Below are 16,085 nucleotides of genomic sequence, written 5' to 3'. Positions count from 1 at the left end.
ATTAATGGAAATTTTACGGGAATGCTGCATTGTTTATAAACAATCCACATCGGCTACGATGCTTACCTGGCGTAATCCCTTATCGGTTAGAATGTCGTTGATGCGATCCTGAATATAGGCTTTCACTGCCTTGATGTTCACTTTGTCGCGTTCGATTTTGATGAGAATATCAAATAGGAACTGATTTCGAATTCGCTCAACCAATGGTTCTTCCGGTCCCAGAATTCGGCTGCTACCCAAGGCATCGGTCAGTTCAGCAGCAAGACGTTCGGCAGCTCGGTGGCTGGTGATTTTATCGGTATGTCGAACGGTGAGTTTTATGAGTCGGCAGAAGGGCGGGTAGTTGAAATCCTGCCGCTCCTGAATCTCTTCTTCGTACAAACCCTTGTAGTCGTTCTGAATTACTTTTTGCAGAATCGGCTGTTGCGGGTTTTGAGTCTGGATTAACACGGTTCCCTGTCGTCCGGCTCGCCGACCAGCTCGCCCGCTCACCTGCGTAATCATTTGAAAAGCGCGCTCCGTAGCTCGGAAATCAGGAAAGTGGATGAGCCGATCCGCGTCGAAAATGCCAACCAGACTAACGTTATCAAAGTCTAGCCCTTTCGTAATCATCTGTGTACCAACCAGAATATCGACCTGCCCAGTCTCAAATTCCTGGATGATTTGCTGATAGGCGTTTTTGGCGCGGGTCGTGTCTAAATCCATTCGCAATACTTTCGATTCCGGAAAGAAAATCTGTAGTTGGTCTTCTAGCTTCTCTGTCCCGAAGCCGATGGTGCGAACTTTTGTAGAACCGCAGGTTGGGCAGGTGCGGGGTACCTGATCTTTATGGCCGCAATAATGGCAGCGCAATTCAGCATCACGCTGATGATAGGTAAGGCTTACAGCGCAGTTGGGACATTCGGCCGTCCAGTCGCAGTCTTCGCACTGCATATAGGGCGAATAACCCCTCCGGTTCTGGAACAGAATACTTTGCTCCTTACGCTCAATGTTGGCTTCGAGCGCAGCATGCAGCGCCGATGAAAATTCATTTTTCATCGTTTTCTGTCGTTTCTCCTGCTGGAGATTCACCAGAAGAATGTTGGGCAACGTAGCATCGCCGAATCGCTGGAATAGTTCGACTAAACCATAACGGCCCTGTTTAGCCTGAAAATAGGTTTCGAGTGAGGGAGTTGCCGATCCTAGCAGCACTTTGGCCTGTTGCCAGTGAGCCAGCATGATGGCTACGTCGCGGGCATGGTAGCGGGGAGCAGGATCATGCTGCTTATAGCTGGTTTCGTGTTCTTCGTCTACTATAATCAAACCCAGATTGTCGAACGGCAGAAATACCGCTGAGCGCACGCCTACAACAAACTGATACTGGCCCGAAACAACGCCTTTCCAGACTTCTACCCGCTCGTTATCTGAAAATTTGGAGTGGTAAATCCCCATGTTATCGCCAAAAACCCGTTGCAGACGTACGACAATCTGAGTGGTTAATGCAATTTCGGGTAGTAGATAAAGTACCTGTGAGCCACTATCAAGGGCCTGCTGAATAAGTTCGATGTAGACCTCTGTCTTACCGCTACCCGTAATGCCATGCAGCAATACGATGTTCTGGCTCTCAAACTGCGTCATGATTTGCGTCGAAGCCGCTCGTTGCGCATCGGTTAGTTTGATTTCTACCTGTGGGGCTGCATTGTCCGAGAAGCGGGGTTGGATAACCTCAAACGTCTCGAATACCTGGTTTTTTATGAGCGTTGTCAGCGAAGATTGAGAAAGCTCGTCATCCTGATTAAGAATCGCCTTATCCAATCCCTTCTGATTCAGATCGGGGTTTCGCTGCATGGGCACATAGCTCAGATAACGCATGACCACCTCCTGCTGTTTGGGCAGTTTTTCGAGTCGTTGAAGCAAAACCAGAAGCTGCTCTTTCTCTTCGTAGTTGGGATGAAGCCGAACCTTACGAATCATTTTGGGGATGTATTTCTCCCGAACTTCTTCAAATACGATGACCGCTTTTTTGCCTACCAGTGACTTAATAAGCGCAGGAACATTGGTGCCTTCACCTGCCAGCCGACCCAGTTCTTCGTAGGAGAGAGCCGGGTGTTTCTTGAGCTCGGTCAGCAGGACTCCTTCAAATTCGGTCAGCAGTTCGGGGTAGTCAAAATCAGGATTGACCTGCACTTTTGACTGGCTCGAAATCTTCAGTCCCGAAGGCAAAGCCACGTTCATAACGTCGCCAATACAGCACATATAATACTCAGCCATCCACCTGAATAACTCCAGTTGATAGCCCGTAACTAACGGATATTCATCCAGCACTTCGCTGATATAACGCGCCTGATAGGCTGTAGGTGGTGAATTATGGAGCTTGGCTACTACCGCTGTGAGCACCCGACTGTTCTTCTTGCCAAATGGGACAATAACTCTGGCACCAATTTTGAGCATATCGGCCATTCCTCTTGGAACCCGATAGGTAAACAATTTTGGTACTGGAATGGGCAAAATTAAATCGGCGAAGAAAGTTATTTCTTCACTCTCAAATGACGAAAACAATGTATTTAACTGGTTTTCCACAAATCTGGCAGGTATGGACAGTAAATATACACATAAAACCTCCAGCCATCTGGCAAGGCTTTTGTCTAATGGATGCTTGGCTGTTTGAATTTATAAACCAGTATAAATAGTAAAAAAGTTAGTAGTTTTTTATGTAACTGAATAATTAACAACAGTTTATTGATTTGATAGCGGTCGATACATTTCTTTTTCCAACGAAAAATTCTCAATTTATGAAGCAAGTTTACTTATCCGTAACTGATCTCTTTAGGAAATGGCTGGCAACATTTTTGGTGATTTTAGCCTGTATAACAACCGCTAATGCACAGGTAAAAGGGGTAGTTTTTCGCGACTTTGACCTAAATGGTATTCGCTCCGATACGCTCCCTATTGAAGTGGGTGTGGCAGGCGTAACAGTTCGGGCTTTTGTCGATCTGAGCAAAACACCGATTTCAACAACAACGGCCGCTGACGGTACATATGCATTTAGCAGTACCGACGCGCCAGCTGGTAAAACAATACGTATCGAATTTGATGGCTTCCCAAGAGGGGATTATAATGGGCCCTATGGAGCGGGTAGTGGAACAAGTGTACAGTTTGTGAAGGCACCTATCGACAATGCAAATCTGGGTATAAACTATCCGGCAGACTATTGCCAACCATCAGGAGTTAATATAGCTACACCCAATTATGTTAATGGGAATACACAAATAACAACAGATAAAGACGGTAATCCTGTGCCAGTCGATAAACAGGCTGCCGCTGCGACTGCTTTGATCAGCTTCTCTTACATTGCATCTGGCGTGGCAAGTGCGAGTGATTTTTTGCCCAACCAATTGGCTACTGCCCAACAGATAGGATCTGTTTGGTCATTAGCTTACCAGCGACGGACAAAAAAACTCTTTAGTGGAGCTGTTGTGAAGCGCCATATGAGTTTCGGACCTCTTGGCACTGGGGGGCTTTATATTACCGATATAACGACTGGTACGACTACTAATTTTATAGATTTAAGAACACTCGGTATTGACACCGGCGACGATCCACATAGTGGTTTATTTGGAGACAAAACTCAGGCTAGTGTCGATCCTGGGCCAATGGTAGCTATGGGTCGTATTAGCATCGGTGGTATGGATATATCCGAGGATGATAAGACGTTATATTTTGTTAATCTTAAAGACCGGAAATTATACGGAATTTTCGTTGATGCCCCCGCTCGTACCCCAACAGCTGCCGACGTCAAATCGTGGGAAATTCCTGATCCGGGTTGTTCAAATGGCGATTTTAGGCCCTGGGCAGTTAAAGTACATCATGGGAAGATTTATGTCGGTGTAATCTGCTCGGCCGAAACTTCGCAGCAGCAGAGCGATCTAAAAGCAACCGTCTACCGCTTTGATCCAACAGAGCCAACACCAAATTTTGAAGAGATTTTATCGTTTCCTCTTGATTTTCGACGTGGCCCAGCCGATGGCACGTTCGATCCGCTTAACCCGGATAAGAGTTGTCTGAAATACGATCACTGGTTGCCCTGGACTGAAGCCTGGCCAGAAACATGCGGGCTAGGCGTTAATCCTACATTTGTTATGTTTCCTCAGCCAATTTTAAGCGATTTTGCTTTTGATGACGATGGATCGATGATGATTGGGTTTCTGGATCGATTTGGTCACCTTTCAGGCTTAGCCAATCATGATCCTCAGGGCAATGGGTTATACAATGGATTTACCGGTGGAGATTTATTGCGGGCGTATAACAACAACGGAACGTTTGTTCTGGAAAGTAACGGCCAAGCTGGAGACCGAACCGGAAGTGGCGTTGGTAATAACGAAGGACCTGGTGGCGGGGAATTCTATGGTAAAGACGAATGGTTCTTTATTGATCATATCGCTCACTTTGAGATAACTAACGGGGCCTTAGTTGCTATTCCTGGCTATAACGAGATTATTACATCTGCTTTTGACCCAATTACCAATGTCTTCCAATCGGCAGGGATGAAAGTCTTCAGCAATAAAAATGGGCAGGAAAATCGCAACTATGTAATTTATACGCAGCAGGTAGGGTCGTTTGGGAAAGCTGCTGGCTTAGGTGATACGAAGGCTCTTTGCGATCCCGCACCTGTTCAAATCGGTAACCGCGTTTGGTTCGACGATAACCGGGATGGTATTCAGGATGCGTACGAACCGGGTATCGATGGTATTGTACTCACACTTCATGATATGGAAAATGGAGGTGTCCAGATTGGTACGCAGACAACACACGACGGTGGACAGTTTTATTTCAATAACACGACCGTGCCGGCTGGGCTCCTGTATAACCACAAGTATGAGATTCGAATGGATACAACGCAGTTACCGAAGTTAGATATAACCTTGAGCGGAGCCGTACCTCTAAGCGCATCTGGTGGTCGAGTGGCCGCTCGTGGTGCCCGAAAGGCGGCTTCTGGTCTACAACGGTATTATACACTCTCGCCCGCTAACCGCTCTGATTTTACAACCCCCGACCTGCGTGACTCCAATGCCCAGTTAGTTGGTGGTTCAGCCGTAATTGCCGTAACATCACTTGAGCCCGGTCAGAATGATTTTACTAATGACTTATCCATCTATTCCTGCCCTGAATTAGTATCCGAAAAAGACACAATTGGCGTATGTGCAGGCACAGCCGTGGATTCGATTGCTGCGACTGGGAAATACTTCAGCCGTGTCGATTCAGTACGCTTTGTCGTCTTTAGTAGCCCTCAATCGGGTACGGCAATGTATGGAAACACAGGTACTTTGTTAGGTACCGTGAAGCCTAATGCCAGCAATCGGGTCGTACTTTATAATCCAGCAATTAACACGGTTAATAATTCGGCTGTGGCTTCATCGCAGTACGTTTATGCAATTATTTACCCAATGCCAGAGAATCCAGCCTGTCGTCAATCCAGCGTAGTCATCATTCGGGTTACGCCAGCCTTATCGGTTACGGCTACGGGAGGAAAACTGACCTGTAGTGTGAAGGAGGTTACACTAACTGGGCAGGCGATTTACGGCGACGGATCTATAGCTCCTATAGCGACCTATGCCTGGACAGGACCTGGTGGCTTCACCAGTTCGCTGCAGAATCCAATCGTATCGGTTGAGGGTGCATATATACTCACAATTGGCAATCCAAGTTGTCCCAGTGCATTCACGACCACGACCGCTGTTGTAACATCAGATACTGTTGTACCTGAACTAAGCGCTTTTGGAGCTGGGCTGGAATGTTCTACTTGTAGTGCCACATTATATGCCGAAGCACCTGGTGCAACATTACTCTGGACTGGTCCTAATGGGTTTACGAGTACAGAGATTGAACCTGTCGTTACTATTCCCGGCGAATACACTGTTACGGCGACGGGTGTAAATGGTTGTAAAATATCGACTACTGCTGAGTTGTTGCCCAGTGATCATGATGATCCTTGCGCGAATCACACGCCTATTTGCGTACCTATCACCATCAAACGCATTAAATGATTCATAATTTTTTCCAGGGTAAGCTATTGTTTTTCAGTATAATAACTTGCCCTGGAAAAAATTATAAGTCGCGCAATTTATTGATCCCCCTTAGTTGATTTACTGGAAATTAGTATCCCATCCCCTTCGCCATACATATAGAGTACGGTATTGACATCTGTTGCTGACAGGCCGTTACGTTGGCCTACAAACGTCGAACCATCTTTCTTTGTCATGGTTGGTTGACCATTTTTGGAAAAGTCATACGAGCCATAAAGCATAATCGATCCAAAGTCGAGTCCGCCAGGATAGTCGAATCCATCCAGACCACGCTGAGCATAGGTTTGGAAATCCGTTTCATAGCCCGAGAGTATATTCGCCGTATTGATCGTCACATACGTGTCTCGGTCAACACGCGATTGTTCATGCCAGAGGCCCAGTGTATGGCCAATTTCATGAATCGTGTTTCCTGTGGTGCAAGTGCTGGCCAGATTGACATACTGTAATCCCCCTGAATAACCAACGTTAGACGAGCAGCCAGAGCCTGTTTTAAAAACGACATAGCCTCGTTGTGTTGTACGCTGAATGAAGCGAACAGGCGTATTAGCCTCCCAGTGGGCAATCGCATCTGTTACGCGTGCCTGATTGGGCAAGGATGGGTCAATAGAATAATAAACGATCTTGTTGGGCCAGTGAGCCGATACTTTTGAGCGTGCGGTTCCTTCGGTGTGCAAATCACTCTGTTCTTTCAGGTTTTCGGGAAGCAAGAGTATATCACTCTCAAATACAGCCTGATCGCCAACCAGATAATAACTTATTTTTTGTCCATTCAGAATGCCGGTTTGAAGAGTGCCCCGCTGATTAGGAAATGCTTCTTCTGGTCGGGTGGCTTTGCCCGTTGGCGTCATGGAACTCAGCGCCTTTTCTGTTGACTCTTGTGTGCAGCTAATTACTGTAACTAATAACGTAGAGAGAATGGTAAGGGAAAATGTTCGTTTCATAGTTGAGATTATTTTAGTTTACGAAAGAACATATTTGTAAATTTTATGTTTGCTTATTTTTTTCAAAATATACTTAACGGTGCGTATATACGAAAAATGGTATCATAATGGTGTAATTATATATATACGTAGATCATTTAGTTAACAGATTCTTTAGTCGTTGAGGATAATCGATACTTATGACTCAAGAATCTGTTAAAAGACACTTTTACTAGGTAAAGGCTCGCCCGGTTATATCGAGTAAGAGGAATCTTTGCCAATAACTCTTCGTTGCCTTTACAGACAATATTTAGTCTATTCGTGGACATATAAAGCCGTTTTTGGGCAACTCCTGGCAGTTTTATCCGAAAAGACAGGCCTTTCAAAACCTATATTATGCAACTATTTGACGTCGTCATTGTTGGGGGCGGACCTTGTGGATTGGCCGCCGGTATCGAAGCAACTAAAGCTGGTTTGAGCCATTTAATTCTGGAAATGGGAAGCCTGACCGAGTCGCTTAGGCAATATCCACGTAGAATGCGCTTTTTCTCGACTGCCGAAAACATCGAAATCGGTGGTTTGCCATTTCCCATTTCGGGCGTGAAAGCTGGTCGTGACGAAGCACTCCAGTACTATCGGAAAGCAGCGGCCTATTATCACCTGAATTTCAACCTGTTTCAGGAGGTTTGGGATGTGAAGAAGGAAGGAGATTTATTTACGATTACGACCACTACTGGTGATCGCTATCACGCCCGCAAGGTGATTATGGCTACGGGCTATTTCACACGCCCACGCTGGCTCAACATTCCGGGCGAAGACTTGCCCCATGTATCGCACTATTACGATGAGCCATTTAAGTATTCGTTTACGAATGTAGTCATCATCGGTGCATCGAATTCTGCGGTGGAAGCCGCGCTGGAATTATACCGGCATGATGTGAATATCACGATCGTGCACCGGGGCGAAGATTTCCGCAGTACTGTGAAATATTGGCTTATACCTGACGTGAAGAATCGGGTAAAGGAGGGGAAAATAAAAACGGTTTTCGATTCGTTTGTCACTCAGATTGCCCCGCATCAGCTAACGATCAATAATCTAAAAACCGGCGAAGAAACGCAACTCCCCGCCGATTTTGTGTTTATTCTGACTGGCTATATTCCTGATGCGGCACTCCTGGCCCGCTGCGATATCGAATTAGATCCGCAGACTCAGGTACCCGTTTATAATAAAGAAACGTTTGAAACCAATGTGCCGGGGCTTTACGTCTGTGGTACGGTGCTGGCCGGAATTTATACGGAGAAAGTGTTTATCGAGAATGGCCGGGAACACGCTCAGTCCATTATCGATCACATAATGGGCCGGGAGGTGCATAAAGTAGCCGAGTTGATCCAGCGTATCTGATAATCCGATTTTAACGTTAGAATTACGGTACTACGCACTCAGTTTCAGTGCGTTCCTTTTTCTTCTTTTGGCTTAGGATTGGGAAGAGATGCGTATTTTTTATTGATCGTCGCTAGCTTATTTATTCTGGTAGTTACGAACGATGTGCCGGGCTTTACTGCCTGAAACGATTGGGTTTCTATTTGGGGAGGGCTGGATTCTGTTCCCTCAGCGTGCCGTTGAACACCTACTTTTAGGCTATCGTTGGTAAAATAGTATTTGGCTTCATCCATACACTGTTTTCCATTTTCAGCGCATTTTTTATTGAGCTGATACTCATGAATCTGGACAAGCTTACCATTGAGAAAGTGGTATTGACTAACGTCCATTTTAGTGTCGCCGGTCAATATTTCCTCCCGGAGTTTAACCAGCCGTGTCGTATCGCCAAATTCAAACCATTTCTGGATAGTGACTAAGTTGCCTGGTTGGGGTTCATAAGTCTTGCGCTTCATCTTTATATCCAGGCGACGATCTAATGTACCAATAGCCGCATCGATAGAATCGGGGAGTGTTTTTAGGAGTGACGTGGCAGCCGAGGTTATGGCTGTGGACGTGGCGGTTTTCTTTCCCGAACAACTGGTTAAAATTAGTATTGTGAAAAAACAATTGATAAGAGCTCTCATTACTGACAATAAATTATTGCAGAAAAGCCTGAGCACGTTGCCCAGGCTTTTCTATTCGAAAAACAACTATCGACTATTGATACACAGCATTCTGTGGATCGAAGTTGACCCATTTTTCGCTTGTGTAATTTTTATCAGCAGAAACAGCACCAACAAAGGTTGGGGTTTTGTCGAAGAAAGCATTGGCAAGTTTGGCATTTGTAAAGTCTGCGCCTGTCAATGCTGGTGAACCTGTTGCAGGTGTTACATCTGGTTTCGTGCCCGAAGCTGTAAACGGATTGGTCAGCATGAACGCAGCTGTACCAGCCAAACGACGGTTATTGTTGGCTTTCAAATAAGTCACTGGTCCAACAGCAGCACCGAATGCTGACGAATCTGGTCCTAATGCATTGATTGGGGTCAAGCTACCAGCTCCGCCAGAGCCACTAATGTAGAGTACATCGCGGTTATAACCAGCTACTCCATTGACTGATCCGGCCAGGTTACCACCAAAAATGTTGTTAGCAATGACCGATTTGCCAGTACCTACATTCGTACCTACGTTGGTTCCATCTAAAAGCAACCCAGCTGGCCAGCCTAGTTCAATTGAGTTGAAGACACTCAAGGCTGAGTTACGACGGACGTGCATAGCAGATACATAGTTAGCACTGGCAGCAGCGTTGGCAGGGTTAGCTGTTGTTGACATCGAAGCACCGCCTGTGGTAACCGCAGAAGGCCCAATCAAGGTCATGTTGCTAAATACAACCGACGTTTGTGGAAGCTTCGTTGAGTTATTGGCGTCATTGTCTGATTCAAACGCTTTCGAACCCGATTGGTCAGCGATGGTTAAGTCGCGAACACTCAAACCAAACTGAACATTACCCGAATAACCATTGTCGGTATCGAAGTCATCATCAATACCCCGATACGCAATCAGGTAGCTCATGTTTTGCACACCACCAAATGATTCGAACGAATCGTCATTGGCAAACGAAACCTGAACGTGGTCGATCTTCGTGCCTGATCCAACTGCATAAAGCGACAGACCATTGATTTCGTTGTTAGGCGAAAGCGCAACGCCCGCCCACTCAATACGAACGTAGCTTAATACCCCCGAATTATCCGTATTACTACGTTGACCATCAATGGCCGAAACCTGTGTTGTTGGACCACCTTCTACAACGGGTAATGCTGTTGGGTCTGTGATTCCGGTCGCGGCATTATCATCCGCTTTTCCCGTAATAACCAGTCCACCCCAGTCGCCCAGATTCCGGAGACCTGGTGCTAAGTTCGATGTGAAGATAATTGGGTTATCGGCCGTACCCTGAGCCATGATTTTAGAACCTGGTTCAAAAATCAATGTGCCTTTCGAAAGTTTATCTCCTTTGATGATCGTACCCGGAGCAATCGTAACCGTCACACCACTCCGTACGTACACGAAGTTGCTGAGCAGATAAATATTATCAGCCGTCCAGTTCTGGTTAGCCGTAATGGCTGTTGAAATACTAACAACTGGTTTGGAGATGGTAGTTGTTACATTGAATTGCGTTGAAGAAGAAACAGACGTACTTCCTGGCTGACTAACGACAATCGGGAAATTACCATTGATACTGTTAGGAACCTGTACTACCAGGTTTGTAGCCGTGGCCGCCAGAACGGTAGCCGCAGTTGTACCAAATGACACTGTTTGGCCAGTAGTAGAAGCATTGAACCCTGTTCCAGTAATCGTTACAACATCACCAGCTTTGCCCGAAGTTGGCGAAAAGCTCGTAATAGCCAGACTAGGAGTTACAGGTGCAGGATCTTCAGTTTTCTTACAGGAAGTGACAAACAAGCTCCCTGCCAGGATGCAACTCACCACAACTAGAAAGTGGCGAATAAGTGCGTTTGGACGGTTCATTCAGGATATGTTAAATTGGTTAATACTTGGCGCAAAATTGCCCAAAAGGGGTCTAACGAAATGGATTTTTAGAGTTATGAAATTGTTAAAGAATCAGTGTAGAATTTATTAATTTGTTGAAAATGAGGTCGAAAGATAAAGAATGGTTGTCGCCTTAATGCTGATATTGATATACTTCTCGAATGGGATAAAATGAGCCTTCAATCAGAAAAAAATGAAGCCATCCAGCATGATAACTGGATGGCTTCATTTGTAAAATGGCAACTTTGTCAGCCGGGTTTACTACCTAAAAGAAACGGTAGCGCAGGCCAAGTGTGAAGTAACTTCCTCGTTTGTAATCAATAAAATGAGGATCTGTACTGCGCTCGAATTTGCTGTTTTTATTCGTAGGATCGTCCTGGAGCATCAGTACTCGCTGATTGAGCAAGTCTGATATCCCCCCGTTGATTGAGAACCGGTTTGTAATGTCCCGCGAAACGGTTAGGTCAATGGTATTACGGGGCATCTCAACTACTTCGGAGTAAGGTGGATTGCTGCTGCCAACGTAGACAATACGTGGTCCAAAAACATTGTAAAGACCGGAGAACTGCCATTTAGTTGTCTGGTAATATAGCCCCATATTCACTACGTAAGGCGACTGTCCCTGCAACTTGCGGTTGGGCGTCCATGACTGTTGGGCATCCACTTTTACTTCACTTTTAATTAACGAACCGTTGAACAGTAGCGTCAGATTCTTGAAGAAACTACCCGACAGGAAGTCGAGCCGTTTGCGAACATCCAATTCCACGCCCATTGCATAAGCACTCGGGGCGTTGATATAGGTGAAAGCCAGGTTCGATGGATTGTTGGCGATGCTGGATTCAATAGGATTGTTGAAGTGCTTGTAAAACACACCGAAATGGACATTTTCGCCATTTGATGGATAATACTCGTAACGTAGGTCGAAATTGTCGATGTCAGCTACTTTTAGCAGCGTCCCCACTGTTCCGTTCCCTGCCGATGGCAAATAGAGCGAACCGTATGTGAGGGCGTTCAAATCAAAATCATAGTAAACAAACGGTGCCCATTCACGGAACTCAGGCCGGTTTAGGGTACGTCCATAAGCCGCCCGAATAAGGGCTTTCTCGGTAATGTTGTAACTAAAGTTTGCCGAGGGTAGCAGCTTATCTGTCGTAACACTCCGGTTGATAGGTGTACCATTTAAACCAGCCACAATGGATTGAACATTGTGTTCAAACCGGGCACCTACCAACAGCTTAATCTTGTCTGACGTATAGTTGAGTGAGGTATAACCAGCCGCCAATTTATTCGAGGCATCGTAGCTATAGTTCGGTTTTACGCCGGGTTGCGTAGCAATACTGTTGCCATCTTCCTCAAAACCAAAACCCGTTCCTGTTTCAACATTCTGGGGATTGAAAATCTGATTGATGGGTTGAGAAAGCAATTGGGTGTAATTCGGATTGATGGCCGACAGTGAGTAGCCGAACTGACGGGCAACAAATGTCCGGTCTTTATTTTCAATGTACGTTCCGAGGCTAACCTCTACGTGATCGGAGAATTTTTGTTTCAGACCCAGATTTAAGCTATAAATGTTCTCTCCTAAATCCTGATAAAGCCGCGAACCGGTGAATAAGTCAACACCACTTTGCGGGAGAATGGCCTGGTTGCTCTGGGCATTATACTGAAGCCGGCGGTAATCGGGTTCGTGTTTGTTCGACCGGGCATATCCAAGTACCCAATCAATTTGTAGCCCACCTTTATAATCAACCGTATGATTACCAGCTAACTGACCATTATAAACCTGGCGGCTCTGGTAGCCTTCCGAATAACTATATTTTGTTAAGTTAACCCCTTGTTCGTCATAACTATCCCGCGTGGTAACCTGATTGCGCGACAACTGATTGAACATATTCCGGAATTCAATTTTAGAGCCATTGCCAAACGAGTAAATGAAGTTCTGCAAGAGCCCAAACCGGACGTTATTGGAGTACTGCTTGTCTTTATTGAACACATCTTCCCGGAAAACATCCAGACGATTGATGTCAAACGATGTAAAGGTATTGGAATAGCTCAATGCCGATAAACTACCCAGCGATTGATTACCAAGCTTAATGCCCGTCAGATAACTAATGTTGAATCGCTGATCGGGAATGGCCGAATTAGTCGTCAGCGGATAGGTATTAGGGAACGTTTTCGCCTGGGCGGTTGGAATTACCCCATTTGAATTTGGTATGGCAACTGGCAATTTTCGGTCGCTGTCCCCAAACCCCAGCCAATCCTTGTTGTACTTTACGTCGCTGGTAAAATTGTTAAAGGTTGTTCCCGCGCGGGCACCTACCGTATAACTTACGTTGAGTGAGCGCTCCGTATAACTTGGCTGACGGGTATACACTTTCACCATGCCACCCGCAAAATCGCCCGGTAATTCGGGAGAGGGCGTTTTGAAAATCAGCACCCGGTCGAGCAGGTTACTGGGAATGATATCGAATGAGAACGCTTTTCGATCCGTTTCCGAACTCGGTGCAACGGCATCATTTAACCAGACGGTGTTATAGCGGTCATTTAACCCCCGAATGTTAATGAAGCGATTATCGACGATTGTAACGCCGGGAATACGCCGAACAACTTCGGCAGCATCGCGGTCCTGCGATTTAACAATTTGCTCAGCCGAAATACCACTCACAACCTGCTGTGCTTCGCGAATCTGAGAAATTACGGCAATTTCTGTATTGGTATTACGAGAAGCCCGAACCACTACTTCCTGCAGGCTTTTCTGATCTGTGGCCAGGGTTGTATTGACCAATGTAATCTTGTCTGGTTCTACGGTTATGTTCGGAATCTCGGCGGTTTGGTAACCTACAGACGAGATAACAAGGGTATACTTACCAGCCGGAACCTTATTAATAATGAAGTTACCTTCAATGTCAGTGCTACCACCTAACGTTGTCCCTTTAACGAGTACACCGGCTCCAATCAGTGCCTCTTTAGTAAGCAGATCAGTCAGCTGGCCTTTAATAATGCCGGGTGTTTGGGCAAAGAGTGATGTGGTGAAGAATAGACAGATGGACGCAACCAACCAAAAGTAGCGTTTGCTTAGCATAAAGACGTTTAATAAAATGAATGGATTAATTCGATACAATCCAAAGAATGTCAATCCTTTATTAGAGTGAATCAGATTGATGCAACAAAGCTAAGTCAACTAAATTTGACGCCTGTTAAGCTAATGTTAACTAGGTGTGTGCGTCGAATTTTTTGAAAATAAACCAGCATCCTGTTTGCGTATTCCCCTCGGAGTTTAGGAAACGTCGTGCTTGTTTCGGTAACAGAAAAAGGCCCTGGTAATGGGATTTAAAGAAAAAAGCCAGAGTAAAACCCCAGCCTTTTCGTGCGACACCAATTTGAGAGAATGGGTGGATATTAGTAATACTATGCCAGTTTCTGGCGCTCTTCTGTTTTATAAATAGGGAAGGGATAATGCATTGTCACGGTTAAGAATAAGAAGTCATGTAGACTATGGTAAAGCGGTTATCGGGCGAAAGATTGCCCGTTTTTACTCTACAAACCTACTGACTCAAGATTACCTTAAGATTATCCCAGGATTACCCTTCTATTATCTCTTCTTAATCCTTTTTTAACTCCTGATTTGATGTGGTTTATTTGCCTGATTAGTTAGCTCGTCAACTTAAAATAGAACATAAACTAATTCGGGTAATTAGATCGGGAATAGCCTTGTTAGCAAACTATTACGAACGGGTGGTCTGTATTAATAAAAACTTTTTTTTCTAAACAGGATGCCAGTCCTTCTTACGGTAATGCCAGTCAGAGAAAACAGTTTCATGACACCTTATGAAAGCGCATTGTCAAAAAAGCTCAGTCAGGCCATTGAACTTAGCTCCAGTCTGACAAAATGGGCGAATGCAACGGGAAATGACTTTCCTCCGGAAGAGTCAATTCTTCAGGCACTCATCCAGCATATTCAATTTGCTAATCGGCAGTTTGAAGAGCAATGGCAGCGATATTGGGAGCTTTGTGAAAAACGCAGGCAATTAGCGCACGAGTCGGAGGATGGTATAAAGCCGATCAACGAGCGGCTGTGGGACGATATTGGTTATCAGTTTAAAGGGGGAACGGTAGCTAATGACCTGATTAAAATACTGTACCTAAAAATTCATCGCTTACAACTTCCTGTTTTCCCCGCTAACAGACGGAAACCAGTGCTCTATAAAGATTTACGCTTGCACGAAGATTCGTATGCGTTGCTAGGGCAGTACTTCAGTTGGCTGTTGGATTTGTTACAGATCGTTGATTTTATTCCTGTTAATCCATCCTATTGTCTGAAAGAGTTTCGGGAGCAGGCTCGTCAGTTTAATGTACTGACGCAAGAGGTTACGCAGGAAGCTGAAATATTACGGACAATTCAACTGACACAGAGTCATCTATATAAGCAATTAAATCAGGTAATGAACACTGTTAGAGGGCGCTTACTTACCTACAAACGAGATACGAAACGAGTAATGAAGTAAACAGGTAGGAGCTGTGATGTCGGGTACTTATAACCGATACTATAGCAAAAAGGAAAAGTTTAAACAACTTCAGAAATTCGTCCAGTGTATAGCTATATACCAGGCGAATTTCTGTCATTTTAGGCCTCTATGGGTAAATAAAAGGCTTTTTGAGTGTAGCTGACTGTGCTGAAAAACGAAAAAAAGCATCCAAATAATAACAAAAACTTAACATTGGGCTTTTGTTTCTGCCTTTTTTTTCGTAGTTCTTTGTAGATTTTTTTATGATCACCAGACGCTAACAAAACCAAAGAATGAAAGCTCAAAAAAAGGCACTTGCTGAATCAATTGCTACTTCTGTTGAAACGAAGATAAGCGAATTAGGAGAGCAGTCGAAAAAAACAAAGAAAACCATCGAGAAAGCTGCTGAGAAGCTAGCGAAGAAACTGGTGAAACTTCTTAAAAAAGAAGAAAAGAAGAAGGCTGAGGATAAAACGCCCAAACCAACTAAAAAGCCAAAGAAGCAAACAGCTAAAGTTGCTAAAACGCCCAAGGCTCCCAAAGTTAAGACAAAGCCTGTAGAAGCTTAAAACGTATCAACGCTCGGAAGACCTAACCCCCGAGCGTTGATACGTTCTTGTTATAGAATTGTTTGTCAT

General features: G+C 45.0%; 9 protein-coding genes. 4 read left to right on the top strand and 5 right to left on the bottom strand.

What is annotated here, in order from left to right; all coding sequences use genetic code 11:
• Positions 1-33: 33 nt before the first annotated feature.
• Positions 34-2,559, bottom strand: a complete 2,526-nt coding sequence (gene priA / locus GO755_RS04315) for a replication restart helicase PriA (protein ID WP_317165790.1) — start codon at positions 2,557-2,559, stop codon at positions 34-36.
• Positions 2,560-2,771: 212 nt separating this feature from the next.
• On the opposite strand from priA, the gene GO755_RS04310 reads away from it, so the two are divergent.
• Positions 2,772-6,023 carry an SdrD B-like domain-containing protein gene (locus tag GO755_RS04310; protein ID WP_157583449.1) on the top strand — a complete coding sequence of 1,084 codons (3,252 nt, stop codon included), beginning with the start codon at positions 2,772-2,774 and terminating at the stop codon, positions 6,021-6,023.
• 77 nt (positions 6,024-6,100) lie between these two features.
• On the opposite strand, the gene GO755_RS04305 is transcribed toward GO755_RS04310, so the two are convergent.
• Positions 6,101-7,003: a M12 family metallopeptidase gene (locus tag GO755_RS04305; protein WP_157583447.1), complete on the bottom strand. Its 903-nt coding sequence runs from the start codon at positions 7,001-7,003 to the stop codon at positions 6,101-6,103.
• Between the two features lie 375 nt (positions 7,004-7,378).
• On the opposite strand from GO755_RS04305, the gene GO755_RS04300 reads away from it, so the two are divergent.
• Positions 7,379-8,383: a YpdA family putative bacillithiol disulfide reductase gene (locus GO755_RS04300; protein ID WP_157583445.1), complete on the top strand. Its 1,005-nt coding sequence runs from the start codon at positions 7,379-7,381 to the stop codon at positions 8,381-8,383.
• A 44-nt stretch (positions 8,384-8,427) separates the two neighbouring features.
• On the opposite strand, the gene GO755_RS04295 is transcribed toward GO755_RS04300, so the two are convergent.
• The 3 genes from GO755_RS04295 to GO755_RS04285 form a co-directional block, all read right to left on the bottom strand.
• Positions 8,428-9,045 carry a hypothetical protein gene (locus GO755_RS04295; RefSeq protein WP_157583443.1) on the bottom strand — a complete coding sequence of 206 codons (618 nt, stop codon included), beginning with the start codon at positions 9,043-9,045 and terminating at the stop codon, positions 8,428-8,430.
• Positions 9,046-9,118: 73 nt separating this feature from the next.
• A complete protein-coding gene (locus GO755_RS04290) occupies positions 9,119-10,924 on the bottom strand; it encodes an IPT/TIG domain-containing protein (RefSeq protein ID WP_157583441.1) in 1,806 nt (601 codons plus the stop codon).
• A gap of 286 nt (positions 10,925-11,210) precedes the next feature.
• Entirely contained in the window at positions 11,211-14,024 is a 2,814-nt protein-coding gene (locus GO755_RS04285) for a TonB-dependent receptor (protein WP_157583439.1), read from the bottom strand.
• A gap of 691 nt (positions 14,025-14,715) precedes the next feature.
• Between GO755_RS04285 and GO755_RS04280 the strand changes: the two genes are divergently transcribed.
• Both GO755_RS04280 and GO755_RS04275 read left to right on the top strand, forming a co-directional pair.
• Complete coding sequence (locus GO755_RS04280; protein ID WP_157583437.1) at positions 14,716-15,447, top strand: hypothetical protein; 732 nt, start codon at positions 14,716-14,718, stop codon at positions 15,445-15,447.
• Positions 15,448-15,740: 293 nt separating this feature from the next.
• Positions 15,741-16,016: a hypothetical protein gene (locus GO755_RS04275; protein ID WP_157583436.1), complete on the top strand. Its 276-nt coding sequence runs from the start codon at positions 15,741-15,743 to the stop codon at positions 16,014-16,016.
• Positions 16,017-16,085 lie beyond the last annotated feature (69 nt).

Source organism: Spirosoma arboris, assembly GCF_009754945.1.
GTDB classification, from domain to species: Bacteria; Bacteroidota; Bacteroidia; order Cytophagales; family Spirosomataceae; genus Spirosoma; species Spirosoma arboris.
The sequence above is the reverse complement of the archived record's forward strand: the minus strand, read 5'-3'. Positions and strand labels throughout refer to the sequence as shown.

Bases quoted from the DNA above. Each gene is read 5' to 3' on its own strand.
- GO755_RS04275 (WP_157583436.1), top strand. From the start codon at position 15,741: ATGAAAGCTCAAAAAAAGGCACTTGCTGAATCAATTGCTACTTCTGTT.
- GO755_RS04285 (WP_157583439.1), bottom strand. From the start codon at position 14,024: ATGCTAAGCAAACGCTACTTTTGGTTGGTTGCGTCCATCTGTCTATTC.
- GO755_RS04310 (WP_157583449.1), top strand. From the start codon at position 2,772: ATGAAGCAAGTTTACTTATCCGTAACTGATCTCTTTAGGAAATGGCTG.
- GO755_RS04300 (WP_157583445.1), top strand. From the start codon at position 7,379: ATGCAACTATTTGACGTCGTCATTGTTGGGGGCGGACCTTGTGGATTG.
- GO755_RS04295 (WP_157583443.1), bottom strand. From the start codon at position 9,045: ATGAGAGCTCTTATCAATTGTTTTTTCACAATACTAATTTTAACCAGT.
- GO755_RS04290 (WP_157583441.1), bottom strand. From the start codon at position 10,924: ATGAACCGTCCAAACGCACTTATTCGCCACTTTCTAGTTGTGGTGAGT.
- GO755_RS04305 (WP_157583447.1), bottom strand. From the start codon at position 7,003: ATGAAACGAACATTTTCCCTTACCATTCTCTCTACGTTATTAGTTACA.
- GO755_RS04280 (WP_157583437.1), top strand. From the start codon at position 14,716: ATGCCAGTCCTTCTTACGGTAATGCCAGTCAGAGAAAACAGTTTCATG.